The following is a 26284-nucleotide window of genomic DNA, read 5'->3' on the forward strand; positions in this document are numbered from 1 at the left end:
GCTGTAGGATTGTTGACGGTAACAACTGAAACCAATATTTGAGCAGGAAGGCGCAAGATCATCGAAAGGCGTCCCAAGACGCCGCATTAGCGCCATGGGAGAATGCGATGGCCGAACATGACGCTGCCACGCGGCAGAACCGACCGCGCCTGTCGTTGCATGTTCCCGAACCCTTGTTCCGGCCCGGCGACAAGGTTGATTTCACGCATCTCGTCATTCCTCATGCCGGGTTGCAGCCGCGGCCGGATGAAAGCTGCCATCCGCGGGAGACCTTCGCGCTCTGCACCGATCTTGTGCGGGTGCTGGATGATGATCATCAGGCGCAGGGGCCATGGAACCCGCGGCTTGCTCCCGATCAACTGCGGCGCATTCTGCGAGAAATGGCTTTGATCCGCGCGTTCGACAGTCGGATGTACAGGCTGCAACGGCAAGGCAAGACAAGCTTCTACCTGAAGTGCTCGGGTGAAGAGGCAACCTCGATAGCGGCGACCCATGCGCTCGATTTCGAGGACATGATCTTTCCATCCTATCGTCAGCAAGGCTGCCTGATCGCCAGGGGATACCCTCTGGTGGACATGATCAACCAGATATTTTCCAATCGCGCCGACAAGCTGAAAGGCCGGCAATTGCCGATCCTCTATTCGGCGAAATCGGTCAATTTCTTCACCATATCCGGCAATCTTGCCACGCAACTGCCGCAGGCGACCGGCTTTGCCATGGCCAGCGCGTCCCGGGGTGACAGCAAGATTGCGGTTGGCTGGGTTGGCGAAGGTTCGACTGCAGAAGGGGATTTCCATTCCGCGCTGTTGTTCGCGGCCGTTTATAACGCACCTGTCATCTTCAATATCGTCAACAACCAATGGGCGATATCCAGCTTTTCCGGATTTGCCGGTGCGGAGCGGGCCACCTTCGCAGCCCGGGCTATCGGATATGGCATTGCAGGGCTCAGGGTCGATGGGAATGACGTCTTGGCCGTTTACGCTGCGCAGCGGTGGGCGGCTGACCGTGCCCGGGCGAACGCCGGGCCGACGCTGATCGAATATTTCACTTTCCGCGCTGAAGGCCATTCCACCTCCGATGATCCCACGGCCTATCGCAGCGCCCAGGAGGGTGTGGAATGGCCGTTGGGGGATCCGATTGCACGGTTGCGCGATCATCTGATCGCCATCGGCGAATGGTCGATCGCCCAGCATGAATCCATGGATGGTGAACTGGATGAACAGGTGAAAACTGCCACCCGGGAAGCGGAAAAGAATGGCATTCTGGGCCATGGTTTGCACCAACCGGATCGAACCATGTTTGAGGATGTGTTTGAAGATCAGCCCTGGCATCTGAAGGAACAGGCCGCGCAGGCGGTCCACGAAAGGCGCGTCAAATACCCGGATGGAGACACCGCATGAGTGAGGTCGAATCCATCTCGAGAACCCCAGCAGGTGATACGCGCGATCTCACCATGATCGAGGCGATAAACGAGGCACTCGACATCATGCTGGAACGCGATCCCGATGTAATCCTGTTGGGGGAAGACATCGGCTATTTCGGCGGCGTGTTCCGCGCAACGGCAGGACTGCAGGAAAAGCACGGCAAGACCCGGGTGTTCGACACGCCAATCAGCGAATGCGGCATCATTGGTGTCGCGGTGGGGATGGGGGCCTACGGTTTGCGCCCGGTGCCGGAAATTCAGTTCGCCGACTATATCTATCCTGGGCTTGATCAACTGGTGTCAGAGGCAGCACGGCTGCGTTACCGTTCGGCGGCGGAATTCATTGCTCCGATGACCGTGCGCACACCTTTTGGTGGCGGCATTTTTGGGGGGCAAACTCATAGTCAGAGCCCGGAGGCTCTGTTCACCCATGTGGCGGGGCTGAAAACCGTTGTCCCGAGCACGCCATATGACGCCAAGGGTCTGTTGATCGCTGCGATCGAAGACAATGATCCGGTGATCTTCTTCGAACCCAAGCGCATCTACAATGGACCGTTCGACGGCTATTACGACCAGCCGACCCGACCGTGGAAGGGGCACCCCGACGCCCATGTTCCTGAAGGCCATTACACCGTGTCGCTTGGCCAGGCCCGGATCGTGAGGGCGGGGGACGCGCTGACGGTGCTGGCTTACGGGACTATGGTGCATGTGGCCGAGGCGGTGTGCCGGCAAAAGGCGGTAGACGCCGAAATCATCGATCTGCGCACTTTGGTTCCACTTGATATCGAGGCGATCGAAAAATCCGTGCGCAAGACCGGTCGCTGCCTGATCGTACATGAAGCCACACGGACATCGGGCTTTGGCGCGGAACTTTCCGCATTGGTGACCGAGAGATGCTTCTATCACCTTGAGGCGCCGGTGGAGCGGGTGACGGGTTTTGATACCCCTTACCCCCACAGCCTTGAATGGGCCTATTTCCCCGGGCCTGTCCGTGTCGGCGAAGGTATCGACAAGCTTCTGAGCGAGTAACAGCGATGGCGCGTTTCACATTCAACTTGCCCGATGTTGGCGAAGGCATTGCCCAGGCAGAGATTGTTGCTTGGCATGTAAAGCTTGGCGATCACGTAGCCGAAGATGGGCGTATCGCGGATTTGATGACGGACAAGGCTACCGTGGAGATGGAAAGCCCGGTGGCTGGCAAGGTAATCGAAATTGCCGGTGAGGTGGGTGATGTGATCGCCATCGGCACCCCCTTGGTGGTGCTTGAGACCGAGGCGACACAAGCGCCTGAACCTCAGGGAAGTGAATCACTGTCAGCAGTTGCGGCCGCAGATGCTGGCGGGATGCCTGAAGCTCCCCCGGCAGCTGTTCCCCAAACGTCGCCCGCTCTTGATGACAGCAAGGTCGAAGCCTCGCACGACCGTCGTGTTGCGGACCAGCGAGTGCTTGCCAGCCCGGCTGTACGGCAGCGGTCTCGTGATCTCGGCATTGATCTTGCGGATGTGCGGCCGGCTGCGGATGGACGGGTGCGCCATGCCGATCTGGATGCCTTTATCACTTACAACGCCAGACAGGGGTATGCCGTCAGCGGAGCGGTTCGCGCAGATGAGACGGTCAAGGTGGTGGGCCTGCGGCGGCGCATTGCTGAAAACATGGCTGCGGCAAAGCGGCATATCCCGCATTTCACTTATGTCGAGGAATGCGATGTCACCGAACTGGAAAAGGTGCGCGCAGAACTGAATGCAACCCGCGAATCAGGCGGCGCGCAACGTCCGCGCCTGACAATGCTGCCGTTACTGATTGCCGCGATCTGTCGGGAATTGGCCAATTTCCCGATGCTTAACGCACATTATGATGATCAGGCCAATGTCATTACCCGGCTTGGCGCGGTGCATCTGGGCGTGGCGACCATGACGGATGCCGGCCTGATGGTCCCGGTCATTCGCGATGCCCAGGCCAAAAACCTCTGGCAATTGGCTGCCCAAATCGCGCGCCTGGCAGAGGCTGCCCGCAATGGCACCGCCCAAAGCAGTGAGCTTTCAGGATCGAGCTTCACCCTGTCATCCCTTGGACCACTGGGAGGCATTGCCTCGACCCCGATCGTCAACCGACCGGAAGTGGCGATTCTTGCGCCCAACCGGATCGTGGAGCGGCCCATGTTTGTGCGCGATGATAGCGGAGGAGAACGCATTGCACGGCGAAAGCTGATGAACATCTCGATCAGCTGCGATCACCGGGTGGTTGACGGTTATGACGCTGCCGCATTCGCGCAGGCGGTAAAGCGGCTGATCGAAACGCCGTCGCTCTTGCTGGTCGGATAATCAAGGGACTGGATAGTACGGATCAGCGCACGACCGCACGATAGGTCAATCGACCTTCTCCTGCGCCGGTTCTCCAGCGCATGTGGGTCACCCCCTGCGGCATGCGTTCCGGGTTGGATACCAATTGCCAATTCGTGCCGCCATCGGTGGAAACTTCAAAATTTCCCCGGCTGGCACTTTCCAGAGCCAATCGCCGCGGAATGGGATTGGTGACTGTATAGCTGCCGCGTGCCGGCGCCTTCCAGCGCATCACGGTGATCACGCGGTCACCGCGCATCAGTTCTGCTGACGGTTCCAGCTGGCTCAGCCGCTGACCATCTTCAACGAAAATCGAGCTTTCCACCACCACGCCGCTTTGAGCAGCGAGCGGTTGCGCAGCGCATAATGCTGCACAGACCAAGGTCCAGCGCATGCGAATTCCCCCTTTTCGCGGCAGCAGCCGCCTGCGCGCGATATAAAGGGCAAGCTCCCAACAGAAAGTTAAGCAGGGGAATCGCAAGTTTTTCGAACGGAATGAAAAACTGGTCCAAGTCTGTGTTGACAGCTCAAAGACCCTCCCTTAGAGGCGCGTCTCCCAAGCGGTGCAGCACCATTATGCGGGTGTAGCTCAGTTGGTTAGAGCGCCGGCCTGTCACGCCGGAGGTCGCGGGTTCGAGCCCCGTCACTCGCGCCACTTGGGACATTCTTCATAAACTGAATGGCTCTTTCGGCAGTATTGCCTGCCGGATGATGCGGCTTTTGCCCATTTTTCGTCTGGCTTGGCGGCTTTGTCGAAAGATTTTTCAGGAGTCGTTGACAGGCTTCTTGGTGTCCCTTAGAGGCGCCTCTCCCAAGCGGTGCAGCACCACTTTATGCGGGTGTAGCTCAGTTGGTTAGAGCGCCGGCCTGTCACGCCGGAGGTCGCGGGTTCGAGCCCCGTCACTCGCGCCACTTGGGACTTTCTTTAGAACAAATTTAACGGCTTGCCGCTGAAAGCTCACAAGCAAATCATCGCATGCGGTGTCATGCGAAGGCGACAGATGTGATCGGCAGCCTGATAACATCTGCCCGCCGATCACCGCCAGCGCCCGGTTTCCATCCAGATCAGGAAGCGGCGCAAAGGCAGCAGCCATATGATGCCCAGCGCAAGGTAGATGATCGTCTGCACCAGAACGGGTACACGCTCGATCCATTGAGAAGCCCAGACGACGCCCATCACGTAGAGGGTGAGCCCGGCCAGCAGCAGCAATATGCCAAACGGGATCCGCAGGGTCGGCCCATCCCGCATCAGAACGGCCCGAGCAGACGGGTGGGGGTGATAATCGCGGCGAGCGGCATATCGTGCGACTCCAGTGGCAGATCTTCGACTTCCTGCACGTCCCAGGCCATGCCGATCGCAATCGTGCTAGGGTGGGCGGCAAGCCAGATATCATAAAAACCGCCCCCCTGGCCGAGGCGTTGCCCGGTCCGGTCGAATCCCAACAGCGGCATGAACAGGACATCCGGTTCGATTATCGGCGCATCCGCGCGCGGCTGGCGCAGCCCGAGCGGGCCATCGACCAGATCGCCTTCGTCGAAAGGATCGGCGTGATGGTGAAAAACCATGGGTTCAGAAATCTTGGTAACGCGGGGCAGCGCCAGCCGATGGCCACGTTCGAAGAAGAACTTCATGTAGGATCCGGCAGGCGCTTCGCCTGGGTCCGCGCGGTAGAAGCCAATGGAGGCATTTTCCGGAACCATGTCCAGCACCACGCCCGGCGGGCGGTTGAACACCAATGCGCTGACTTCAGGTGGCAGCGATGCGGCATGATCGCGCCGCTTGCGCCGCAGTTCCGTGCGCAGGGCTGCCTTGCGCGCGGCAATATCTTCACTCACCTCGGTTCTCCTCCGATTTCCCGATAGCATTGCGCTATCGGGAAAGTGGCGGAACCACCATTGGTCGTTTTCCGAGAAATCCTCTGACGCCTCGACGTCAGGTGGGCGCCGTATGCACCGAACCACCAGGACGAACCCGTGGTCCGGGCAGGGACAACTCCCATGGATTGCTTATAGCCTCAGGGATATTCTCAACGGCTCGTGCCGGGCAGTCCCGCCACCCTCTATCTAGGCGCTTGGCAGTTCACTCTCAAGGCGTGCTGCAAGACTTTCCAGCCAATCGGCCATGGATTCGACGATTTCCGGTTGGATGGCCGTTCTGGCGTTCTTCAATTCATGCAATTCATCCGCCAGCAGCAACGCCGCATAGAGCAGGGTACGTGCTTCGGACTGGCCGGCCACACCGGGCATCTGGGCCAGCTTGCCGTCGATCTGGGCCCCAAGGCTGGCGATATGGCGTTCCTCGCCATCACCGCAGGCAACCGTATACTCACGGCCACCGATTGTCAGGAAAGCATTGCTCATCGCTCGATGGATCCAATCAGTCGATCGAGATCGGTCAGTGCTGCATGCGCCTCGGCACGCAGCGCCTCATAGTTTTGCTGCAGCTGCAAATCCTGCGCTTTGACAAGCACACGTGCGGCAAGTGCGGCTTCGACTCGTTCCGCTGCTGTTTCGATACGGGCCATAGCCCGCTTTATCCGCTCGGCATCCATTACGCAGTGGACGTAACAAAAACTGCCTTGCGAAGCAATGCTTTGCCCAGGTGAGCTGTGAATAAGCCTCTGCTTCGCCCTTTAACGACAACCGCTGGTCGCAACGCCGCGCGCCGCTTGACGTGGCGGCACCCGCTCCGCAAGGAACGCGCAACCGAATCGCGGTCCTTCATCAGTAATTTCCGGAGCCTTGTTACATGCCAGCTGATCCCGCCCGCCTTGCCGGAATGGCCAATACGATCCGCGCCCTGTCCATGGATGCGGTGCAGGCGGCGAACATCGGCCACCCGGGCATGCCGATGGGCATGGCCGATGTCGCGACGGTGCTTTGGTCGGATTATCTGCGTTTTGACCCAGCCGATCCGAAATGGCCGGATCGCGACCGTTTCGTGTTGTCGGCCGGTCATGGCTCCATGCTCACCTACGCGTTGCTGCACCTGACCGGTTATGCGCAGCCCACGATGGACGACATTCGCAATTTCCGTCAGCTCGGCAGCCCTTGCGCCGGCCATCCGGAAAACTTCCTTCTTGAAGGCGTCGAATGCACCACGGGACCACTGGGGCAGGGCCTCGCAATGGCTGTGGGCATGGCGATCGCGGAACGGCACCTCAATGCCAAGTTCGGCGATGAGCTGGTCAATCACCGCACCTGGGCGATTGCTGGCGATGGTTGCATGATGGAAGGCATCAACCACGAAGCCATCGGGCTTGCCGGCCATCTCGGCCTTGGGAACCTGATTGTGCTGTGGGACGATAACCGCATCACCATCGATGGCGCAGTCAGCCTGTCGTCGAGCGAAGACGTGCCGGAACGTTACCGTTCGGCAAAATGGCATACCGTCAGCTGCGACGGGCACGATCCGGCCGATATCCGCCGCGCAATCGATGAAGCGCTGGCCGATCCGCGTCCTTCGCTGGTCGCTTGCCAGACGATCATCGGCAAGGGCGCGCCTAACAAGCAGGGCACATCGTCCGTGCATGGTTCGCCGCTCGGTGCCGATGAAGTGGCTGCCGCACGTGTTGAAATGGGGTGGGAAGCCGAACCCTTCGTCGTGCCGGCCGATATCCTGGCCGACTGGCGCGCACTGGGTGCAGCCGGCGCAGAAGCGAACATCGCCTGGCAGGCCCGGCTCGAAGCCAGCGCCAAGAAGGCTGATTTCGAACAGCAGCTGAGCAGCGTTGCCGACAAGGCTGCACCGGCGCTGCAGGATTTCATCCGCGGTCTGGCCAAGGATCAGCCCAAGGTGGCCAGCCGCAAGGCATCGGAAATGGCCCTTGGCCCGCTAACCGAAGCGCTGCCGCAGCTGATCGGCGGTTCGGCTGACCTCACCGGTTCGAACAACACCAAGACCAGCGCAACCACGCCGCTGACCGCCAGCAGCTATGACGGGCGTTACCTGTATTACGGGATTCGCGAATTCGGCATGGCAGCGGCCATGAACGGTCTTTCGCTGCATGGCGGCGTCGTGGCCTATGGCGGCACCTTCCTGGTGTTCAGCGATTATGCCCGCAACGCGATCCGCATGTCGGCACTGCAGGAAACCGGCGTCGTTTATGTCATGACGCATGATTCGATCGGCCTTGGTGAAGATGGCCCGACCCACCAGCCGGTGGAACATGTCATGAGCCTGCGCCTGATTCCGAACCTCAATGTCTATCGTCCTGCCGACGCCATCGAAACGGCTGAGTGCTGGGCGCTGGCACTGCAGACCACCGAAACACCGTCGGTGCTGGCCCTGTCGCGTCAGAACCTGCCTGCGGTGCGCGGTGAAGGCGATGCGGAATGGACGGGTCAGACCAACCGTTCGGCCAAGGGTGGCTATCTGCTGAAGCCGGCTACTGCCGCACGCAAGGTTGTGCTGGTTGCCACGGGTTCGGAAGTTTCGGTGGCAGTCGATACCGCCAAGGTTCTGGAAGAACAGGGCATTGGCGCAGACGTGGTTTCCATGCCCTGTGTCGAACTGTTCCAGCAGGCTGACCAGGCATATCGCGAAGAACTGCTTCCGGCCGACGCGCTGATCGTATCGATCGAAGCGGGCGTCACGCTGGGCTGGCAGGCAGTGACTGGGGCCAATGGTCTCAATATCGGTCTCGACCGCTTCGGCGCCTCCGCCCCGGCAGAGGTTCTGTTCAAGCATTTCGGCTTCAGCGCAGAAGCCATTGTTCCGCAAATCCTTGCCAAGCTCGGCAACTGATCAGGAGTTCTTTCCATGACGACCAAGGTTTCGATCAATGGCTTCGGCCGCATCGGTCGGCTCGTCGCACGGGCGCTTCTGGAACGTGACGATCACGATCTGGAACTGGTTGCGATCAACGATCTCGCTTCCCCGAAGGACAACGCCTTGCTGTTCGCCTACGACAGCACGCACGGCCGTTTTCCCGGCACGGTGACGTCGGACGATGACAGCATCACGGTTAACGGCAAGCGTATTGCCGTCACCAAGGAACGCGATCCGGGCAAGCTGCCGCACAAGGAAATGGGCATCGAACTCGTGCTGGAATGCACGGGCTTCTTCCAGTCGCACGAAGCATCGAAGCCGCATCTGGATGCCGGTGCCAAGCGCGTGCTGATTTCCGCCCCGGCGACCGGCGTTTCGGCCACTATCGTCTATGGCGTGAACCATGCCAGCCTGACCGCCGACGACATCATCGTGTCGAACGCCAGCTGCACCACCAACTGCCTGGCACCGGTGGCCAAGGTGCTGAATGATGCCGTGGGCATTGAACGCGGTTTCATGACCACGATCCATTCCTACACCAATGATCAGCGCATGCTGGACCAGATCCATGGCGATCTGCGTCGTGCCCGCGCCGGTGCGGTGAACATGATCCCGACCACCACTGGCGCTGCCCGTGCGGTTGGGCTGGTTCTGCCCGAACTGAAGGGCAAGCTGGACGGTTCGTCGGTTCGCGTGCCGACCCCGAATGTCAGTCTCGTCGATCTGACCTTCGTTCCGGGCCGCGATACCACGGCAGAAGAACTCAATGCTCTGCTCAAGGCTGCCGCCGAAGGTTCAATGAAGGGCGTGCTCGCCTACACGGACCAGCCTCTGGTCAGCAGCGACTTCAACCACTTCCCCGCCAGCTCGACCGTCGACAGCCTGGAAACCGCCGTGCTGGAAGGCAAGCTGGCTCGCGTTGTGTCCTGGTACGATAATGAGTGGGGCTTCTCCAACCGCATGATCGATACCGCCGGATTGATGGCTGGCCTGATCTGAGGAACGACTGATGGCCTCCTTCAAGACGCTCGACGACATCGGTGAACTCACCGGCAAGGTGGTTCTCGTCCGTGTGGACCTGAACCTGCCCATGGCCGATGGCCGTGCTACCGATCTGACCCGGGCACGGGCAGTGGCGCCAACCATCCTGGAACTGGCCGATGCCGGCGCCAAGGTGCTGCTGCTCGCGCATTTCGGGCGTCCGAAGGGGGCACGTCATTCGGCGATGTCGCTCAGCATGGTGCAGGGCGACATTGAGGATGTGCTTGGCCGCGAAGTGATGTTCATTCCGGAAGTCGCCGGCCCGGTAACGGCTCAGGCCATCGGCATCCTCGGCAATGGCGACATCGGTCTGTTGGAAAACACCCGGTTCTGGCCGGGTGAAGAGGCAAATGATCCGGAATTCGCCGCCAGTATCGCTGCCAACGCGAATCTTTACGTCAATGATGCCTTCTCTGCCGCGCATCGTGCACACGCCAGTACAGAAGGTCTGGCCCGCATTCTGCCCGCCTTTGCCGGGCGTTCCATGCAGAAGGAGCTCGAAGCGCTGGACAAGGCGCTTGGCGCCCCGGAAAAGCCAGTGGCTGCAGTCGTGGGTGGCGCCAAGGTGTCGTCCAAGCTGGCAGTGCTGCGACATCTTGTGGGTCAGGTCGATCACCTGATCATCGGCGGTGGCATGGCCAACACCTTCCTTGCTGGTCGTGGGGTCAATGTCGGAAAATCGCTGTGCGAGCATGATCTGGCTGCCACGGCAGAGGCGATCATGGACGCGGCCGATCGCGCCGGCTGCACCGTGCATCTGCCCTATGATGTGGTCGTGGCAAAGGAATTTGCCGCCAATCCGCCAAGCCTGCGGACTTGCAATGTTCACGAAGTGGCAGAGGATGAGATGATTCTCGACATCGGGCCGCATGCCGTGGAAGCTCTGGCCGATGTGTTGAAAACCTGCCGTACGCTGGTCTGGAATGGTCCGCTCGGTGCGTTCGAAACGCAACCTTTCGACGTTGCCACGGTTTCGCTGGCAAGGGTTGCCGCTGCCCTTACGAAGGAAGGATCGCTGGTCTCTGTTGCTGGCGGCGGTGATACCGTTGCGGCGCTCAATCAGGCCGGTGTTGCTGGCGATTTCAGTTATGTTTCAACGGCAGGTGGGGCATTTCTCGAATGGATGGAAGGTCAGGTTCTGCCTGGCGTGGCCATTCTGCAGGCCTGAACACGCATGCAGTAGCCCGGCTGACCACATAGGTCGGTCGGGGGCCGCACACCTCTATCCTACTATCCGCCGCTGAAACCGAAGCGGTAGTCGCCCGGTGCGATTACGACACCCGATTGCCTGTTGGGGGTTGCGGTTTCCAGGGTGATGGTTCGGCCATGGACCTTCTTCGGTTCCCGCAAAGTGAGCCGAACAGTATCGACCTGCCGATTAAGCGCAACCCGCGCGGACAGGATGAGGCGTCCCTGCCATACACATATCGCATTGATCGGGCACCGACTGTCTTCGATCAGGGCCAGGGGCGTGACTATCAATCTGCCCACCCGCTGTTCCTGATCGAAACCCGCTGCTGCAGGCTGCGGGGCTGGCGTGGAGTTTTCATGAGTGGCGGAAGGCACCGTCTGGGTGCAGCCTGCAAGCAGAATTGCAAGGGCGAGGCTAACGGCGCTTTTCACCGCAGTATCTAACGGCAGGCCAGCTTTCAGTCACGTGAACAAATAGCCAGGATTCATGGCGATCCGTAAGCGCGATTTCGCGGGTGACATCATCTGCTGACTGGAAAGGCGCGACAAACAAAAGAAAATAGAGCGGCGATCCGATGAAATCCGGTCGGGATCCGTTCCAGAAAGGGCTGGGCGTGCAGGCGCAGTGCGGATAAGGGCGTCTGATGTCTGATTGCCAACTTTACCTGATTTCGCCCCTCGATGTGGGGGGCAGCTTTCCACGCCGTCTTGAAAATGCTCTGGGGGCGGGGCCTGTCGCGGCGTTTCAGTTCCGCGTGAAGGATGTGGATCCCCATGCTGCGGCAGAATTGGCGGCTCCGCTGCATGATATTTGTCGCGAAGCGGATGTGGCCTTCATCGTCAATGACAGCATATCGCTCGCCAAGCGGTTGAAGGCCGATGGAGTGCATCTCGGGCAGAAGGACGGCGATGTGCGTTTCGCCCGTGAAGAGCTGGGCCGGGAGGCTCAGATAGGCGTTACCTGCCATGCCAGTCGACATATGGGCATGGACGCAGGCGATGCGGGTGCTGATTATGTCGCCTTCGGAAGCTTCTTTCCCAGTACCACGAAGAGCAGCGAGCATCGGCCAGAGCTGGAATTGCTCGAATGGTGGCAGCAGATGATGGAAATACCTTGCGTTGCGATTGGAGGGATTACCCCTGAAAATTGCAGCCCGCTGATCAGTGCAGGGGCTGATTTTCTGGCAGTGAGCAACGCTGTTTGGGGTGGCGACGAAGCAAAAGCGGTCCAGGCTTTCACCAAATTGCTCGCCTGAATTGAACCGATCGCCCCCACTTTACTGAAAGCGGGGGCGCATCGCATCATCCTTGCTCTGACCCTTCGCGCACGCACCGCAGGCGACCCGGCTGATTTCCTTCCATCCGACGCAGAAATCCGTCTGAAATGATGGCGTAGGTTTCGCCCGATCGTGCTCCGCTGGTAAATGTCAGCCGATCACCGCGCCGCAAATAGGTGCCAGCGCCCTTCTTCGAACTGTAGCGGGATGCGTTTTCGATCGCGAAGCTGTCGTCCGGCTGCACGACTCCAACCCGCCCGCCTGCATTGCCGGGCAACTCGCAAACATATTGTCCGCGCGGCAGAGTGTCGATCGGCCCCCGATTTTGCGCAACAGCAACGGCGGGGCTGATCAGTGCCACCGCTAGCAATGATCGAATGATAGATTTGTGCATCCAACCAGCATAGCGTGTTGTCGCTTGCATTGCCATGAACGCGTCAAAAGGGTAGGGCGCGCGGCACAATTTCCCGATATCGAAGGTTGAGCGATGAAGATCAGCGGCGTGGACATCCGTCCCGGCAACATCCTGGAATACGAAGGCGGCATCTGGAAGGTTGCCAAGATCCAGCACACGCAGCCGGGCAAGGGCGGTGCCTACATGCAGGTTGAAATGAAAAACCTGCAGGACGGTCGCAAGACCAATGTCCGCTTCCGCAGTGCTGACACGATCGAACGTGTGCGTCTGGATACCAAGGATTTTCAGTACCTTTACGCCGAAGGCGACATGCTGGTGTTCATGGACAAGGACACCTATGACCAGATTCAGCTGCCGACCGATCTGATCGGTGATGCGGCTGCTTTCCTGGAAGATGGCATGGAGGTGATGCTGGAAATGTGGGAGGAAAAGCCCATTTCCGTCCAGCTGCCGGAACAGGTCGAGGCGGTTATCGTCGAAGCCGACGCCGTGGTGAAGGGGCAGACTGCCAGTTCGAGCTACAAGCCTGCCGTGCTTGAAAATGGCGTGCGGGTTATGGTTCCGCCGCACATCGAGAGCGGTACCCGCATCGTGGTTGACGTTTACGAGCGCAGCTATGTCGGTAAGGCCAGCTGATCCAAATTGCAGGCATGTCGACTGATCGGAACATTGCTCGGTCGGCATCCGCACAACAATTCAGGCTGATCCGGTCGGGTGAACCAGGGTTCACCCGACCGCTCCGCCCTTGCATATCCGGCGCCGCCCTGTTTTCAGGCGCACGGGATACACGAACCAAAAACAAGGAAGTGCCCGATGGCTGCCATATCCGGTCTCATTCGCGTCATGGAAAAGGCCGCCCGCAAGGCCGGTAGCCGCCTGCGCCGCGACTTCGGGGAGGTCGAACACCTTCAGGTCAGCCGCAAGGGTCCATCGGATTTCGTGTCCAAGGCCGATCAGCAGGCGGAACGCACGATCTGGGACGAACTGCGCGCTGCGCGCCCGGATTGGGGTTTCGTCATGGAAGAAGCCGGCACTATTGAAGGTGATCCGACCAAGCCACGCTGGATCATCGATCCGCTCGATGGCACGAGCAATTTCCTTCATGGCATTCCGCATTTTGCAATCTCGATCGCAGCGCAGGAGCCGCTGCTTGATGGGTCGGGGTGGGGCGATGTCATTGCCGGTGTCGTGTATCAGCCGATCACCGACCAGACCTTCTGGGCGGAAAAGTCGCGCGGAGCCTGGCTGCATGATGGTCGTTTGCGCGTATCCGGGCGTCGGCATCTGTCCGAAGCCCTGATTGCCACGGGCATGCCCTATCAGGGGCATGGCGACTTTGATGAATGGCAGAAGATCTACGGCGCGATCGGCCCTCAGGTGGCGGGCATCCGTCGTTTCGGCGCGGCATCGCTGGATCTGGCCTGGGTTGCGGCTGGCCGTTTCGACGGCTTTTGGGAAAGCGATCTTTCCCCTTGGGACACGGCTGCAGGTTGCTTGCTGGTGCGCGAAGCCGGTGGCTTTGTCACCGATTACCGCGGCCGCTCCGATGCGATTTGCGCTTCGCAGGTGATTGCGGCCAATGATCCGCTGCATTCGCGTCTGCACAAGCTGGTCGCCGGTGCGCTGAAAGCATAAGGCTGCGCATTTGCTTGAATTGGAGCAAAGAGCCAGCTAGTTGCCGCTGATTGCGGAGCCCCTGTGGTGGAATGGTAGACGCGCTCGACTCAAAATCGAGTTTCTTCGGGAGTGCCAGTTCGAGTCTGGCCAGGGGCACCATTTTCAAGGCATTTGAACGATGCAGCCAACGCGGTATGTGTCGTTACGGTTCATCGAACTCGGGGGGCATCGTCACGATGTCCGAAGATGAGTAGGTCATCTGACCTGTTCCGTCATCCGGCGGTATCATCATGGCATCGCCATCGGATTCCTCGACGATGTTGTCCTCATAGAACACGCCGGCATCGTCGCCTTCGTCGGCCCAGACTGTCTGAGGCTCTACGGGTGCAATGGGTGAATCCGCCTGCGGCACCTCGATGGGCGCAGTCACATATCCGGCTTCAATAGGTTCTGGCTGCCTGTTGCTGCTGCCGAAATTGTCGAGCAGGAAAGACGCCGCTGTGGCGACCACGACCACCGTTATCGCAGCGAAAGTCGTCTTGCGGGTCATCGATGCGGAACGTGTCGCGCGTGCGCGTTCCATCGGCGATCCGCTCATATGCAAAGGGGGACGTGCCATGCCCATGTGCATTAGGGGCGACCTATTAACGATCTTTTCGCTCTTTATGGTTAACGCGCCCTGCGTCGCCATCCTTTGAACAGGAAGCCGATGCTGTAAAGTTTACCGACATTTCACATCTTGGCGATAAGCGGAGGTGTCTGTCATCACCGTCAGACGCAGCCGGCTGGAGCAATGGTCAGACTTTTCAAACATTACGTTCCGCACGCCGTGCTGCTGCTGGGCCTGATCGATTTCATGTTGCTGTTTGTCAGCGGCGATCTGGCGTGGAAACTGCGCGCGGCCCAGATCGGGATGGATCAAGGCCTGCTTGCCGATCGCCTTGCGATGCTCGGTGGTTTTTCCGTGGTTGTGATCTCGGCAATGATCTCGGTCGGCGTCTATGGCAGCGAAGCTTTGCGCTCCATGCGTTTCGCGTGTGCCAGGCTTCTGGTGGCGGTCAGCCTTTCGATTATCGCGCTGGCGCTCCTCGATTTCCTTATGCCGGGAAAGACGTTCTGGCGTTCGACACTGCTCTACGCGATGGGCTTTTCGATTGCGCTGCTGATGCTCAATCGCCTGATTGTCGGCGGCATTCTCGGGGCGTCGGCATTCCGCCGCCGGGTGGTGGTACTTGGTGCGGGTCTGCGCGCAGATCGTCTGCGGAAGCTCAGCGAAAAGCCGGGCAGCGGCTTCACCATCGTCGGCTACATCGGCATGACCGAAAGCCAGCCCGTCATTCCGGAAGCGATTGCACGTTCTGCGGTTCCCGACATGTCGGGTTTCGTAGCGAATCTGGGTGCAAGCGAGGTGGTTCTCGCCCTTGAGGAGCGCCGCAATGCGCTGCCGCTCAAGGATCTGCTGCGGATCAAGACGACCGGCGTCCACGTAAATGATTTTTCCAGCTTCCTGGAACGTGAAACCGGGCGGGTCGATCTCGACACGCTCAATCCCAGTTGGTTGATCTTTTCCGATGGCTTTTCTTCCGGTCGGGCGATTTCCAGCTTCGCCAAGCGAACCTTCGACATTTGCGCCAGCATGCTGCTGCTTGTTTTGACCCTCCCGGTAATTCTGATCTTTGCCGTGCTGGTGAAGCTCGACAGCAAGGGCCCGGCGTTTTTCCGCCAGACTCGGGTGGGGCTCTATGGCCAGCCGTTCCAACTGATCAAACTGCGCTCCATGCGGACCGATGCGGAAAAGGACGGCGCGAAATGGGCGGCAGAAAACGATCCTCGGATAACACGGCTGGGCAGGTTCATCCGCAAGGTGCGGATCGATGAACTGCCACAGGTCTACACCGTGCTGAAAGGGCAGATGAGCTTTGTCGGTCCACGCCCTGAGGTGCCGCAATTCGTTGAGGATCTGGAAGACCGGCTGCCCTATTATGCAGAACGCCACATGGTTAAACCCGGGATCACCGGCTGGGCGCAGATCAACTATCCCTATGGCGCATCGATCGAAGATTCCCGGCACAAGCTCGAATTCGATCTCTATTATGCAAAGAATTATACGCCCTTCCTCGACCTGCTGATCCTGCTGCAGACTCTGCGCGTCATTCTCTGGTCCGAAGGCGCCAGATGACCGCTCACGCCATCATATTGGCGATACAGCTTTCTTACCTGCTCACGGTGGTTCTGGCACTGGCGCTGGCCGGCTGGGTCGCTGCGCGCAAGGGGGACCGGGGGCCAGCCGTGCGGGCGACAGTCTCCGCGCTCGTTCTCACGGCCTGCTGGGCCGTTGCGGACTGCCTTCGGGGCTCGCTTGATACGGTTACCATAACCCTGCTCAGCCTCAACTATCTGGCCTGGTTGTGGGTGGTTTACCGATTGTTCGGGACGAATGCGCGTGAAGGATCGGCCGGCCCGGTTCGCATGGTCGTGCTGGCTCTGGCATTCGTGGAACTGCTGCAAATCGCCCTGGCACTGGCCAGCGTCAGTTTTGACGGTGGGGCGATTACTGACGGACTCTTGCTGCGCTTCACTTTCTCGTTCCGCTTGTTGTTCTGCGTGGGCGCCCTCGTGCTGGTCCACAATCTCTATGTTGGGGCAAATGTGCAGGCACGCGAAGCGCTGCGCTGGCCGGCTGCGTCCTTGGCGCTGTTGTGGCTGTACGACCTCAACCTTTCGACCATTGCTTATCTGGGGGAAAGCACGCCCCGCCTGCTGGTTGCCATGCGGACAACGGTCGTGCTCGTATCGGTTACGCTGCTCGCCCTTGGCGCTGCCCGGCGCGGCGCCAATCTTCGCTTCCGCCCGTCGCGGTCCTTTGCGTTTCAGTCTTTCTCGCTTTTGGTGATCGGTGGCTATCTGCTGGTCATGGACCTCATTGCGCAGAGCATGGCTCACGCGTGGACGGACTGGGCCGAAGTGGTGCAGGCGGGGGTGCTGGTGGTTGCGTGCGTCGTGGCGATCATTGGTCTGTCGTCACGCAGATTGCGTAGCGCTCTGCGGGTCACCCTGATCAAGAATCTGTTCCAGCACCGCTATGACTATCGGGCTGAATGGCTGAGATTTACCGACACAATAGGCAGGGCAGGGGCCTCCGCGCCGCCGCTGCGTGAACGCATTATCCAGGCCGTGGCCGATATCACGGACAGCCCCTCCGGCCTGTTGTTAACGCCGCGCGAGGATGGACTCCTTACGCTCGACACCAGATGGCAATGGGACACGATCGATGTTCCGCCCGACGCGATCGGGCTCGATGCGCAGCGGTTTTTCGAAGACAACAATTTCATTCTGGATCTCGATGAGATTCGCACAGGCCGAAACAGCGCTGTTCCGCCCACCGCGCAGCCCGATTGGCTGATGCTGCATGAAGACGCCTGGGCGCTGGTTCCGCTGCTGCATTATGGTCGGCTGGTTGGGGTGATCGTGCTTTCCCGACCACCTGCCGCACGGCTGCTGGATTGGGAAGATTTCGATCTGTTGCGGGTGGTGGGGCGGCAATTGGCCAGCTATCTGGCAGAACAGGCAAGCCAAGATGCATTGAGCGAAGCGCAGCGTTTCGATGAATTCAACCGGCGCATCGCCTTCGTGATGCACGACATCAAGAACCTGGCCAGCCAGTTGTCGCTATTGGCGACCAATGCGGAAAAACATGCCGAAAAACCGGAATTCCGGGAAGACATGCTGATTACCCTGCGCAACAGTGCCGACAAGCTGCAAGCGCTGCTCGCGAGGCTTGGCCGCTATGGTGCACATGGCGGTGAACATTCTGTCCCGGCGGCCCTGCGTGATGTGCTTCAAGGCATTGCACGCCGATATCGTGGACAGGCCAATGTGGTGGTCCCCGACAGGCCCGCATGCCTGGTTATGGCTGACGTTGAAGCGCTCGATCAGGCGCTGGTTCATCTGGTGCAGAATGCTCTGGAGGCGAGCCCGGAAGGCAGCCCGATCCTTCTGGACCATCGCATCGAAGACAATCTCGCCGTTATCGAAGTGATCGATTCCGGCGATGGCATGAGCAGCGAATTCGTCCGCACCCGGCTGTTCAAGCCCTTCCATTCCTCCAAACCTGGCGGCTTTGGCATTGGCGCATTTGAGGCACGGGAACTGGTGCGCGCGATGGGCGGGCGGGTGGATGTCGAATCCAGGAAAGGTATGGGAACGCGCTTCATCCTGCGCATACCGCTGGCCGCCAACCATCTGCTCGAAAGCCCCAGAACAATCCGACAGAACAGCGCCGAGGTAGCATGATGGCCGACAACAAACCGAAACTTCTGATCGTCGAAGACGATCAGGGCCTGCAGGCGCAGTTGAAATGGGCGTATGAAGATTTCGAGGTCGTCATCACGGGCGATCGCGCCAGTGCGATTGCGGCCTTGCGGGCGGAGGAACCTGCTGTGGTAACCCTCGATCTCGGCCTGCCGCCCGATCCGGATGGAACGAGCGAAGGCTTTGCTGTGCTGAACGAGATCATGGCAATGAAGCCCGATACCAAGGTCATCGTTGCCAGTGGTCACGGCGCCAGGGAAAGCGCGCTTCTGGCGATCGAACAGGGGGCTTATGATTTCTATCAGAAGCCGGTGGATATCGAACAACTGGGCCTGATCGTCCGCCGTGCCTTCAACCTGCACCAGATCGAAGCCGAAAACCGCGTGCTCGCGGAAAAGACCGGCGACGGGAACAGGGTGTTGGGCGGCTTGATCACGGCTGCCCCGGAAATGGTGAAGGTGGCGCGAACCATCGAAAGGATCGCCAACACTAACGTTTCGGCCATGCTGCTGGGCGCCAGTGGTACGGGCAAGGAGTTGCTGGCACGCGGACTGCATGACGCGAGCAACCGCGCCAAGGGCGCTTATGTGGCGATCAACTGCGCAGCGATACCGGAAAACCTGCTTGAAAGTGAACTGTTCGGCCATGAAAAGGGTGCATTTACCGGTGCGGTGAAGACGACCGAGGGCAAGATCGAACAGGCCAATGGCGGGACGCTGTTTCTCGACGAAGTGGGGGACATCCCGCTGCAGTTGCAGGTCAAGCTGCTACGCTTCCTGCAGGAACGGACCATCGAACGTCTGGGAGGGCGCAAGACCATTGCCGTGGATACCCGCATTGTTTGCGCCACGCACCAGGATCTTGAAACGATGATCACTGACGGGCGCTTCCGAGAGGATTTGTTCTATCGATTGGCAGAAGTGGTGGTGAAAATTCCCGCCCTTGCCGAACGTCCGGGCGATCCCACCTTGCTGGCCAAGGCCTTCCTGAAGCGGTTTGCCAAAGAGATGAATCCCCAGGTGACGGGGTTTGCCCCCGATGCGCTGTCGGCAATCGATGCCTGGAACTGGCCAGGCAATGTGCGGGAACTGGAAAATCGCGTGAAACGCGCGGTCATCATGGCTGACGGAAAGCTGATTGCTGCTGCCGATCTTGATCTGGAAGATCCGGATCAGGAGGATGGCGATGCCCTCAACCTGAAGAGCGCACGGGAAAAATCGGATCGCCGGATGATCCGCCATGCTCTGGCCCGTAGTGAAGGCAATATTTCCAGCACGGCAAAGCTGCTCGGGATCAGCCGGCCGACGCTGTATGATCTGCTAAAGCAGTATGATCTGCAGGTCTGACCTGCGACCGGTCCTGACGCTGCTGGCAATTATGCTGCTGTCCACCATGGCAGCAGCAGCGCCACAGCCCTCACCGCTCGATGCTGTGATCAACGCCTTGGCGCGCGGCGATGGCATCGCTGCGGAGGCGCGCGCGCGCGCTGCCCGTGAAGCAGGCATTCCCGATATCGAGCTGAACGCCTATTTTGGGGAGGCCGCGCTGCAACAGGGGCGCCTGGCCGATGCCCGGCGCTGGCTCGCCCCGGGTGCATTCTCGGACGCCAGCTTCGAATCCGGTTTTCACGCGCTGGCCCGGCTGGAAATGCAGCAGGGCAACTTCCCCGCTGCGGCTCGCGCCTTCGACAAGGTGCTGTCTCGCGGGAGGGGTAGTGCTCAGCTCTGGGTCGATATCGGCCGTATGCGCTATCGTTCCGGGGAACAGAGCCTGGCATTTTCCGCCGCCACCCGCGCCCTCGAACGCGACCCAAATGATCCGCGCGCCCTGGAATTCCGTGGGCAGCTCGCTCGCGATGCGGAAGGGTTGAAGGCCGCGCTGTCATGGTTCGAACGCGGCGTTGAAGCACAGCCAGAAGACATGGGCCTGCTGGGAGAATACGCCGCCACGCTGGGCGAACTCGGGCGAAACGCCGATATGCTGGTGGTGGCTCGCAAGATGGTGCAGATTGATCGCACGCACCCGCGCGCGTATTTTCTCCAGGCTGTGCTGGCCGGCCGCACGGGTCATGACGATCTCGCCCGCCGGCTGCTGCTCAAGACCGGTGAAAGCTATCAGGAATTGCCGGCGGTTATCCTCCTGGGCAGTGCGCTGGAACTTCGCTCCGGCAATCCTGCCCAGGCCATCGAACTGCTTGATCCGCTGGTGCGCCGGCAGCCGGACAACCGGGTCGCGACATTGCTGCTAGCGCGCGCGCTTCTCGCCAGCGGGGAAGCGAATGAACTGCTGGCACGCTTTCGCTATCTGGCGGATCGACCCGATGCTTCGCCTTATGAACTGACCTTGGTCGGTCGCGCGCTTGAGCATTCCGGGCAACGAAAGGACGCTGCCGCCTATCTGGATCGAGCCGCCGCAGGGCCCCAGCGGGTGCTGGTGGCGCTGGCTGTTCCGCGTGGCGATGATCTGGCGCCGATCCTGTTCGGCACTGGCCCGATACCCATGGGCGTGATGGAAGTTCGGCAACGCGCGGGGCGCGGCGAAGACGGCAGCGCGCTGGATCAGGCGCGACAACTGGTGAAGAGTTTCCCGGCATCGGGCGACGTTGCTGAATTGGCCGGGGATGCCGCGCTGATGGCCGGCCGCGCGCCGGAGGCCCTGGCCCATTACGAAGATGCCGCCGCAATCCGCCGCAATTGGGCCCTGGTTGAACGCATGGCGACAGCCTATCGCGAACAACGGCGTGATGACGCAGCAGCCTTGGTGCTGAGCGATTTTTTACGGCAGAATCCTCGCGAGGCTCAAGCTGCCGCCATGCTTGCGCGGATTGCCGCCAGTCAGCGGGAGTGGGATCGGGCGGCCGGGCTGCTGCGATACGCCATGCAGCTTGAGCGCGCGGGTGCAGATTCCAGGCTGTTTGCCGATCTGGCCGTGGCTGAATTGCAGACCGGGCAAAAGGATCAGGCTGTCAGACTGGCGCGCCGTGCCTATGCTCTTCAGCGGACCAATGGGCGATTGTCCCTGATCTACGGCCGGGCCCTCCAGAATGCCAGCAATTCGCAAAGGGCCGCCTTGTTGCTGGCGAAGGCCAACAGTATCGGCAAGCTTGCCGAACCGGTTTCCGACTGACGGCAAACACCCCTCTTTCCGATCGCCAGCCTCGGTCAAGGCGCGCGTTATTTCGGTTGGTATGTCTGCTCGGCACCAGGGAAGCTGCGGGCGCGAACCTCCTGCGCATAGAGGTCTGCAGCACCAGAAATGGTGGTCGCCACATCGGCGTAGCGTTTCACGAACCTTGGAACCCGTTCAAACATGCCGAGCATGTCTTCGGTCACCAGCACCTGCCCATCGCAAAGCGCTGATGCGCCGATGCCGATCGTGGGGCAGGGGACGGCATTTGTCACGGCAATGGCAATCGGTTCCACCACGCCTTCCACCACGATGGAAAACGCGCCTGCGTCGCTGAGCGCCTTCGCATCGCCAACGATCTTTTCCGCCTCCGCATCGCTGCGTCCGCGGGCCGCATAGCCACCCAGCACATTCACGGCCTGCGGCGTCAATCCGATGTGTCCCATGACAGGAATTCCTCGCCCGACCAGGAACGCCACCGTCTCGGCCATCGCGGCCCCACCTTCGAGTTTGACCGCTGCTGCCCCGCTCGCTTTCAGCAGCTGTGCTGCACTGGCGAAGGCCTGTTGCGGGGATTCTTCATAGGAACCGAAGGGCATATCCACCACGACAACCGAATGATAACTGCCGCGAACAACCGCTGCGGCATGGTTGGCCATCATCTCCAATGTCACGGGAATGGTTGAGGGCAGACCATAGATCACCTGGCCCAGCGAATCCCCGACCAGCAACATATCGCAATGCGCATCAAGCAGTTGCGCCTGGCGGGCGGTGTAGGCGGTCAGCATCACGATCGGATCGGCGGTGATGCCATCCTGCTTTCGCTGGAGAATCGCCGGGACTGTGAGGCGCTTCATCACCTGCGGGGTCGGGTTTGCCCGGCTGGTGCCGGTGTCGAGTTGGAAGGTCGTGGACATGATTGCATTGTAGCAAATGACGCTATCCATGCGAGGATCATTTTGCAGCGCAATATAGCGCTGGAATCCTGCGACTGAGCCGCATTTTGACACATATTGCTGAAAGATCGCCGGATACGCTTGTCTGAAAAGCCATTCGGGATAAAAATACGCCCCGCTGCCGGCTGATGGGACCACCCCCGTGCGGGCTACAAAGGGGCACACACTGGATGATTTTTGGCCGCGTTAAGCCATTGGACGCCATCTTGGCGACAGCGGAGAAAAAGTCTCTCCAAAGGTCGCTGGGGGCGTTCCAGCTCACCATGCTGGGAATAGGGGCCGTGATCGGCACCGGCATTTTCGTTCTTACAGCCGAAGCTGCGCAAAAGGCTGGGCCGGGCATGATGATCAGTTTCATCATCGCCGGGCTTGTTTGTGCTTTTGCAGCACTTTGTTACGCTGAGATGGCATCGATGGTGCCAGTTTCCGGTTCCGCCTATACCTATAGCTATGCCGTCATGGGTGAATTGATCGCCTGGATGGTCGGCTGGGCCCTGATCCTGGAATATGCCGTGGCGGCGGGGGCGGTGTCTGTCGGCTGGTCCGGTTATGTCGTGGGGCTGATCGAAAATGCCTTTGGCGTCACCATACCCAAGGCCTGGGTCCTTGGTCCGTTTGATGGCGGTGTGATCAATCTGCCCGCGATGTTTATCGCAGGCGTGGTCACCATGTTGCTGGTGATCGGAACCCGCGAAAGCGCAACGATCAACGCCATTCTGGTCACGATCAAGGTGTCCGCGCTCACCCTGTTCATCATCCTGGCCATTCCGGTCATGAACATGGAACAGTTCGAACCGTTCGCACCCTTGGGTTTCGGCGGCATCGGTGCTGCTGCCGCCTCCATTTTCTTCGCTTATGTCGGCTTCGATGCCGTATCCACTGCGGCCGAAGAAACGAAAAATCCTCAGCGCAACATGCCGATCGGCCTGATCGGCTCGCTGGGTATCTGCACGATTTTCTACCTGCTGGTTGCCGCCGGCGTGATCGGGGCCCCTGGTCTCAGCTCGCAGCCGATCGTCGATGCCGCAGGCGCCGCGATGGAGCCGGGCAGCCGTGAACTGGCCGCCCAATGTGTGGCGCGCGCTGCAGAAGGCATCAAGGATGTCGTATGTTCGAAGGAAGCCCTGGCTTTCACGCTGCGTGAAATCGGCTGGCCGCAGATCGGCAATCTGCTGGGTCTCGCCGCTGGTCTGGCACTGCCGTCCGTCATTCTGATGATGATGTTCGGCCAGACCCGCATCTTCTTCGTCATGAGCCGCGATGGCTTGCTGCCGGAAGCATTTTCGAAGATCCATCCGAAGTTTAACACCCCGCATGTCATCACCATTCTGACCGGCGTCTTCGTCGCCCTGTTTGCGGCATTCTTCCCAGTCGGCCAGCTCGCCAACATCTCCAACTCCGGCACTCTGTTTGCTTTCGCCGCGGTGTCGATCGCCGTGATGGTGATCCGCAAATCCGATCCGACCCGGCATCGTCCGTTTCGCACGCCGGCGATTTTCGTCACCGCGCCGATCGCGATCGCCGGCTGCGCCTATCTTTTCCTGAAACTTGATATGAAGAGCCAGCTGCTCTTCATCATCTGGGCGGTGATCGGGCTGGCGGTCTATTTCCTCTACAGCCGCAGCCGCAGCCACGTGGGCCGTGGTATAGTGGATGAGGTGCACGAACAGGACGCGGATGCTCCCCCGCAGCCTGTCCCCCCGGTGGAATAGCTCCGGTGAGACAGAATGGGCCGCCTCGAAAGAGGCGGCCCATTCGTTACCGTGATACGGAAGAGCGCGGTTACAGGCGGGTCTGGACGTGCTCAATTCCAGGTTCGTCGCGGCTTTCTATGCCAAGCAGCAATTTGACGCTGTCGATCAGGCCGAGATCATTGTTCCAGATCTCCGCGCCCCCAAGGTCCATCCGCAGCAACAGCAGGGATGGATCTTCCTTTCCGCCGGGATACCAGGCAGAAACTGTCGTGGTCCAGAGCGCGTCCAGCCTTTCCTGGCTCAACTCATGGCTCAGCACACCGCTGAAACGGGCAAACAGATCATGATGCCGCGCCGTAAAGGTCGCCGTGACCGAACCACCTTTTGCAAGATGGCTGTCTTTGGTGGAAAAGAACCAGATCGCGTGGTTCGCATGGACATCGAGCTGGGCCGTCATCGGCACGGCGCTGCCGACATCGGCATCCCTCTGCAAAAAGACGTAAGGGCTCTCGGCCAGGTGATTCCAGAACCGTGTCTTCAGATCCTTCGTATCGGTCATTGCTTCCTCCTTTCCCGTCCAAACGGGGAAGGGGGGAGCAATGTTCCGCAGTTCCGCGCGGAATCGCGCGATGTGTATGGTGATCCGTGCTGGGAGCGGTCAGGAGCGGAACTATCGGTGGGATTGTTCGCGGCGTTCGGCGCGCGGGCGAACCTCCAACTGATGGGCTGGATGGGGAATAGAGAAATTGATCTTATCCGTTGTGAGTTGATCCAGCTTCCCGCGATGGCAATCAAACCTGCAACATTATCGCCATCGCTGCGTTGGGTACCGGTTAACCCTGGTATCCAACGGAGACGACGATGAGCATTTTCGGCAAGATCAAGGACAAGATTTTCGGCCGCGCCAGTTCGGCCCCCACGCCTGCCCCAGCGGCACCCGCCACGGCTCCGGCTGCGCAGCCCGCAGCGACACCTGCGCCGTCCGGCGCCACCATCGGTTCGATCGTTTCCGAGACGCTGAACAAAACCTTCAATCCCGCACCGGTCAGCGAGGTCGATGTCGTCGCCAATCTGGAAGGGATCGCTGCAGAAAAGAACTCTTCGCTCAACTGGCGGACCTCGATTGTCGATCTGCTCAAGCTGCTCGACATCGATTCCAGCCTGCAGAACCGCGAAGAGCTGGCCCGTGAACTGGGTTACACCGGCGCCTTGGGCGGTAGCGCGGAAATGAACATCTGGCTGCACAAGGCCGTGATGCGCAAATTGGCCCAGAATGGCGGCCGCGTGCCGGCCGATCTGGTCGACTGATCTCGTTTTGCGGTCGGGAGGGCGGCCGGCAGTGGCCGTTCGCCCGTCCGTTCCTGGCCGTTTACGGAAACCACAGGCCGCCCTCCTGCGTTAAGATTGATGAACGACCGTGAACAACGAAGGGAGCCCCATCATGCAGCATCTATTTGAAGATATGCGCGCTTTCCGGGATCAGCGTGTGGAGAATGGTTTCGTCGTGGTGCATTGGCATGTGCATTCCGCTTATCTCGATGAGGTCAAGCACGCCGCCCACCTGGCTGGCGAACTGTCCGACAGCGAAGCGATGCTGCTGGGCGCGCCCTATGAGGCGAGGGACGGTGGTTTCGAGATCGACCAACTGTTTACCGCCGACACGAGAGCGGTCGCGTGATACTGATGAATATTGGTCAATGTAAAGCCCTTGAGCAGTTTCATCCAGCTACGCTAGATGCGTGGTGATCCCAGTGTTTCGGGCGTAGAGCAGGTGCGGGCCTTGGCATGCATCTCTGGGGTCATTGAGATCAGTTGGCGCCGATCAGGGCGACTAGGCCACCGCCTCATTTTACCACAACCAGATAAGAATGGATGCAAGCTGGGCTGATGCGAGGAAGGTATGTTGGCCCAATCTAGAGGTGCCTATGGGCAATGATGATAGACAGCGCGATCCTCATGATCTGGCGTCGATACCTATATGGCAATGGTGGTTGTTGATTGGCATCTGCGTCAGCGGATATGTGCTTGTGAGTTGGCCGTCACCTCTAGGGCAATTTTCACAGTCTATCTGGGGCTCTCAATCTTCAGCATTAGCTGCCGAGCGGCGATATAGGATCGTTGCG

General features: G+C 59.9%; 26 protein-coding genes and 3 tRNA genes. 19 read left to right on the top strand and 10 right to left on the bottom strand.

Annotated elements, in window-relative coordinates:
* Positions 1-107: 107 nt before the first annotated feature.
* From GRI97_RS12410 to GRI97_RS12420, 3 genes are read left to right on the top strand one after another with little or no spacing between them, the layout of a single operon-like run.
* On the top strand, positions 108-1400 hold the full coding sequence (locus GRI97_RS12410; protein ID WP_161391482.1) for a thiamine pyrophosphate-dependent enzyme: 1293 nt from the start codon (positions 108-110) through the stop codon (positions 1398-1400).
* The gene (locus GRI97_RS12415) at positions 1397-2452 is read left to right on the top strand and encodes an alpha-ketoacid dehydrogenase subunit beta (protein ID WP_161391483.1); all 1056 of its coding nucleotides are present in this window, start codon (positions 1397-1399) and stop codon (positions 2450-2452) included. The genes GRI97_RS12410 and GRI97_RS12415 overlap by 4 nt, the downstream gene beginning before the upstream one ends.
* A gap of 5 nt (positions 2453-2457) precedes the next feature.
* Positions 2458-3744, top strand: a complete 1287-nt coding sequence (locus tag GRI97_RS12420; protein WP_161391484.1) for a dihydrolipoamide acetyltransferase family protein — start codon at positions 2458-2460, stop codon at positions 3742-3744.
* 22 nt (positions 3745-3766) lie between these two features.
* On the opposite strand, the gene GRI97_RS12425 is transcribed toward GRI97_RS12420, so the two are convergent.
* Positions 3767-4156 (bottom strand): hypothetical protein, encoded by a 390-nt coding sequence (locus tag GRI97_RS12425; protein WP_161391485.1) that lies wholly within the window; start codon positions 4154-4156, stop codon positions 3767-3769.
* A gap of 184 nt (positions 4157-4340) precedes the next feature.
* Between GRI97_RS12425 and GRI97_RS12430 the strand changes: the two genes are divergently transcribed.
* Together GRI97_RS12430 and GRI97_RS12435 are read left to right on the top strand one after the other, a co-directional pair.
* Positions 4341-4417, top strand: a tRNA-Asp gene (locus GRI97_RS12430).
* 180 nt (positions 4418-4597) lie between these two features.
* Positions 4598-4674 (top strand) — tRNA-Asp (locus GRI97_RS12435).
* A gap of 124 nt (positions 4675-4798) precedes the next feature.
* Here GRI97_RS12435 and GRI97_RS12440 read toward each other — a convergent pair.
* From GRI97_RS12440 to GRI97_RS12455, 4 genes are all read right to left on the bottom strand, one after another.
* On the bottom strand, positions 4799-5011 hold the full coding sequence (locus GRI97_RS12440; RefSeq protein WP_161391486.1) for a DUF2842 domain-containing protein: 213 nt from the start codon (positions 5009-5011) through the stop codon (positions 4799-4801).
* Positions 5011-5598 (bottom strand): 5-formyltetrahydrofolate cyclo-ligase, encoded by a 588-nt coding sequence (locus GRI97_RS12445; RefSeq protein ID WP_328598547.1) that lies wholly within the window; start codon positions 5596-5598, stop codon positions 5011-5013. Before GRI97_RS12445 ends, GRI97_RS12440 begins: the two co-directional genes overlap by 1 nt.
* Before the next feature lie 228 nt (positions 5599-5826).
* Positions 5827-6123, bottom strand: a complete 297-nt coding sequence (locus tag GRI97_RS12450; RefSeq protein ID WP_161391488.1) for a cell division protein ZapA — start codon at positions 6121-6123, stop codon at positions 5827-5829.
* Positions 6120-6287, bottom strand: a complete 168-nt coding sequence (locus GRI97_RS12455) for a hypothetical protein (RefSeq protein WP_161391489.1) — start codon at positions 6285-6287, stop codon at positions 6120-6122. Before GRI97_RS12455 ends, GRI97_RS12450 begins: the two co-directional genes overlap by 4 nt.
* Before the next feature lie 254 nt (positions 6288-6541).
* On the opposite strand from GRI97_RS12455, the gene tkt reads away from it, so the two are divergent.
* The 3 genes from tkt to GRI97_RS12470 are packed head-to-tail and all read left to right on the top strand — an operon-like array spanning position 6542 to position 10742.
* The gene (gene tkt / locus GRI97_RS12460; protein WP_407924101.1) at positions 6542-8509 is read left to right on the top strand and encodes a transketolase; all 1968 of its coding nucleotides are present in this window, start codon (positions 6542-6544) and stop codon (positions 8507-8509) included.
* Positions 8510-8524: 15 nt separating this feature from the next.
* Complete coding sequence (gene gap, locus GRI97_RS12465) at positions 8525-9532, top strand: type I glyceraldehyde-3-phosphate dehydrogenase (protein ID WP_161391491.1); 1008 nt, start codon at positions 8525-8527, stop codon at positions 9530-9532.
* 10 nt (positions 9533-9542) lie between these two features.
* Positions 9543-10742 carry a phosphoglycerate kinase gene (locus GRI97_RS12470; protein ID WP_161391492.1) on the top strand — a complete coding sequence of 400 codons (1200 nt, stop codon included), beginning with the start codon at positions 9543-9545 and terminating at the stop codon, positions 10740-10742.
* A 62-nt stretch (positions 10743-10804) separates the two neighbouring features.
* Here the strand turns inward: GRI97_RS12470 and GRI97_RS12475 are convergent, their stop codons facing one another.
* Positions 10805-11197, bottom strand: a complete 393-nt coding sequence (locus GRI97_RS12475; protein WP_161391493.1) for a hypothetical protein — start codon at positions 11195-11197, stop codon at positions 10805-10807.
* Positions 11198-11409: 212 nt separating this feature from the next.
* On the opposite strand from GRI97_RS12475, the gene thiE reads away from it, so the two are divergent.
* Positions 11410-12021: a thiamine phosphate synthase gene (gene thiE / locus GRI97_RS12480; RefSeq protein WP_161391494.1), complete on the top strand. Its 612-nt coding sequence runs from the start codon at positions 11410-11412 to the stop codon at positions 12019-12021.
* A 46-nt stretch (positions 12022-12067) separates the two neighbouring features.
* Here the strand turns inward: thiE and GRI97_RS12485 are convergent, their stop codons facing one another.
* Positions 12068-12403, bottom strand: coding sequence for an elongation factor P (locus tag GRI97_RS12485; protein WP_161391495.1), 336 nt, complete (start codon positions 12401-12403; stop codon positions 12068-12070).
* A gap of 126 nt (positions 12404-12529) precedes the next feature.
* On the opposite strand from GRI97_RS12485, the gene efp reads away from it, so the two are divergent.
* The 3 genes from efp (at position 12530) to GRI97_RS12500 (ending at position 14233) form a co-directional block, all read left to right on the top strand.
* On the top strand, positions 12530-13093 hold the full coding sequence (gene efp, locus GRI97_RS12490; protein ID WP_161391496.1) for an elongation factor P: 564 nt from the start codon (positions 12530-12532) through the stop codon (positions 13091-13093).
* 177 nt (positions 13094-13270) lie between these two features.
* Positions 13271-14092, top strand: a complete 822-nt coding sequence (locus GRI97_RS12495) for an inositol monophosphatase family protein (protein WP_161391497.1) — start codon at positions 13271-13273, stop codon at positions 14090-14092.
* A gap of 57 nt (positions 14093-14149) precedes the next feature.
* Positions 14150-14233 (top strand) — tRNA-Leu (locus GRI97_RS12500).
* 43 nt (positions 14234-14276) lie between these two features.
* Here GRI97_RS12500 and GRI97_RS12505 read toward each other — a convergent pair.
* Positions 14277-14657: a hypothetical protein gene (locus GRI97_RS12505; RefSeq protein ID WP_161391498.1), complete on the bottom strand. Its 381-nt coding sequence runs from the start codon at positions 14655-14657 to the stop codon at positions 14277-14279.
* A gap of 210 nt (positions 14658-14867) precedes the next feature.
* On the opposite strand from GRI97_RS12505, the gene GRI97_RS12510 reads away from it, so the two are divergent.
* From GRI97_RS12510 to GRI97_RS12525, 4 genes are read left to right on the top strand one after another with little or no spacing between them, the layout of a single operon-like run.
* Complete coding sequence (locus GRI97_RS12510) at positions 14868-16253, top strand: TIGR03013 family XrtA/PEP-CTERM system glycosyltransferase (protein WP_161391499.1); 1386 nt, start codon at positions 14868-14870, stop codon at positions 16251-16253.
* Positions 16250-18367 (top strand): XrtA/PEP-CTERM system histidine kinase PrsK, encoded by a 2118-nt coding sequence (gene prsK / locus GRI97_RS12515; RefSeq protein WP_161391500.1) that lies wholly within the window; start codon positions 16250-16252, stop codon positions 18365-18367. Before GRI97_RS12510 ends, prsK begins: the two co-directional genes overlap by 4 nt.
* Complete coding sequence (prsR, locus tag GRI97_RS12520) at positions 18367-19731, top strand: PEP-CTERM-box response regulator transcription factor (RefSeq protein ID WP_161391501.1); 1365 nt, start codon at positions 18367-18369, stop codon at positions 19729-19731. Before prsK ends, prsR begins: the two co-directional genes overlap by 1 nt.
* A 31-nt stretch (positions 19732-19762) precedes the next feature.
* Positions 19763-21511 (top strand): tetratricopeptide repeat protein, encoded by a 1749-nt coding sequence (locus GRI97_RS12525; RefSeq protein WP_161391502.1) that lies wholly within the window; start codon positions 19763-19765, stop codon positions 21509-21511.
* A 47-nt stretch (positions 21512-21558) separates the two neighbouring features.
* Here the strand turns inward: GRI97_RS12525 and panB are convergent, their stop codons facing one another.
* A complete protein-coding gene (gene panB / locus GRI97_RS12530) occupies positions 21559-22428 on the bottom strand; it encodes a 3-methyl-2-oxobutanoate hydroxymethyltransferase (protein ID WP_161391503.1) in 870 nt (289 codons plus the stop codon).
* Positions 22429-22637: 209 nt separating this feature from the next.
* On the opposite strand from panB, the gene GRI97_RS12535 reads away from it, so the two are divergent.
* Positions 22638-24179: an amino acid permease gene (locus tag GRI97_RS12535; protein WP_161391504.1), complete on the top strand. Its 1542-nt coding sequence runs from the start codon at positions 22638-22640 to the stop codon at positions 24177-24179.
* A 70-nt stretch (positions 24180-24249) separates the two neighbouring features.
* Here the strand turns inward: GRI97_RS12535 and GRI97_RS12540 are convergent, their stop codons facing one another.
* Positions 24250-24720 (bottom strand): pyridoxamine 5'-phosphate oxidase family protein, encoded by a 471-nt coding sequence (locus GRI97_RS12540; RefSeq protein ID WP_161391505.1) that lies wholly within the window; start codon positions 24718-24720, stop codon positions 24250-24252.
* Positions 24721-25022: 302 nt separating this feature from the next.
* On the opposite strand from GRI97_RS12540, the gene GRI97_RS12545 reads away from it, so the two are divergent.
* Positions 25023-25469, top strand: coding sequence for a DUF3597 domain-containing protein (locus GRI97_RS12545; RefSeq protein WP_161391506.1), 447 nt, complete (start codon positions 25023-25025; stop codon positions 25467-25469).
* 133 nt (positions 25470-25602) lie between these two features.
* On the top strand, positions 25603-25839 hold the full coding sequence (locus GRI97_RS12550) for a hypothetical protein (RefSeq protein WP_161391507.1): 237 nt from the start codon (positions 25603-25605) through the stop codon (positions 25837-25839).
* Positions 25840-26284 lie beyond the last annotated feature (445 nt).

This window comes from Croceibacterium xixiisoli (genome assembly GCF_009827305.1).
Taxonomy (GTDB): Bacteria; Pseudomonadota; Alphaproteobacteria; order Sphingomonadales; family Sphingomonadaceae; genus Croceibacterium_C; species Croceibacterium_C xixiisoli.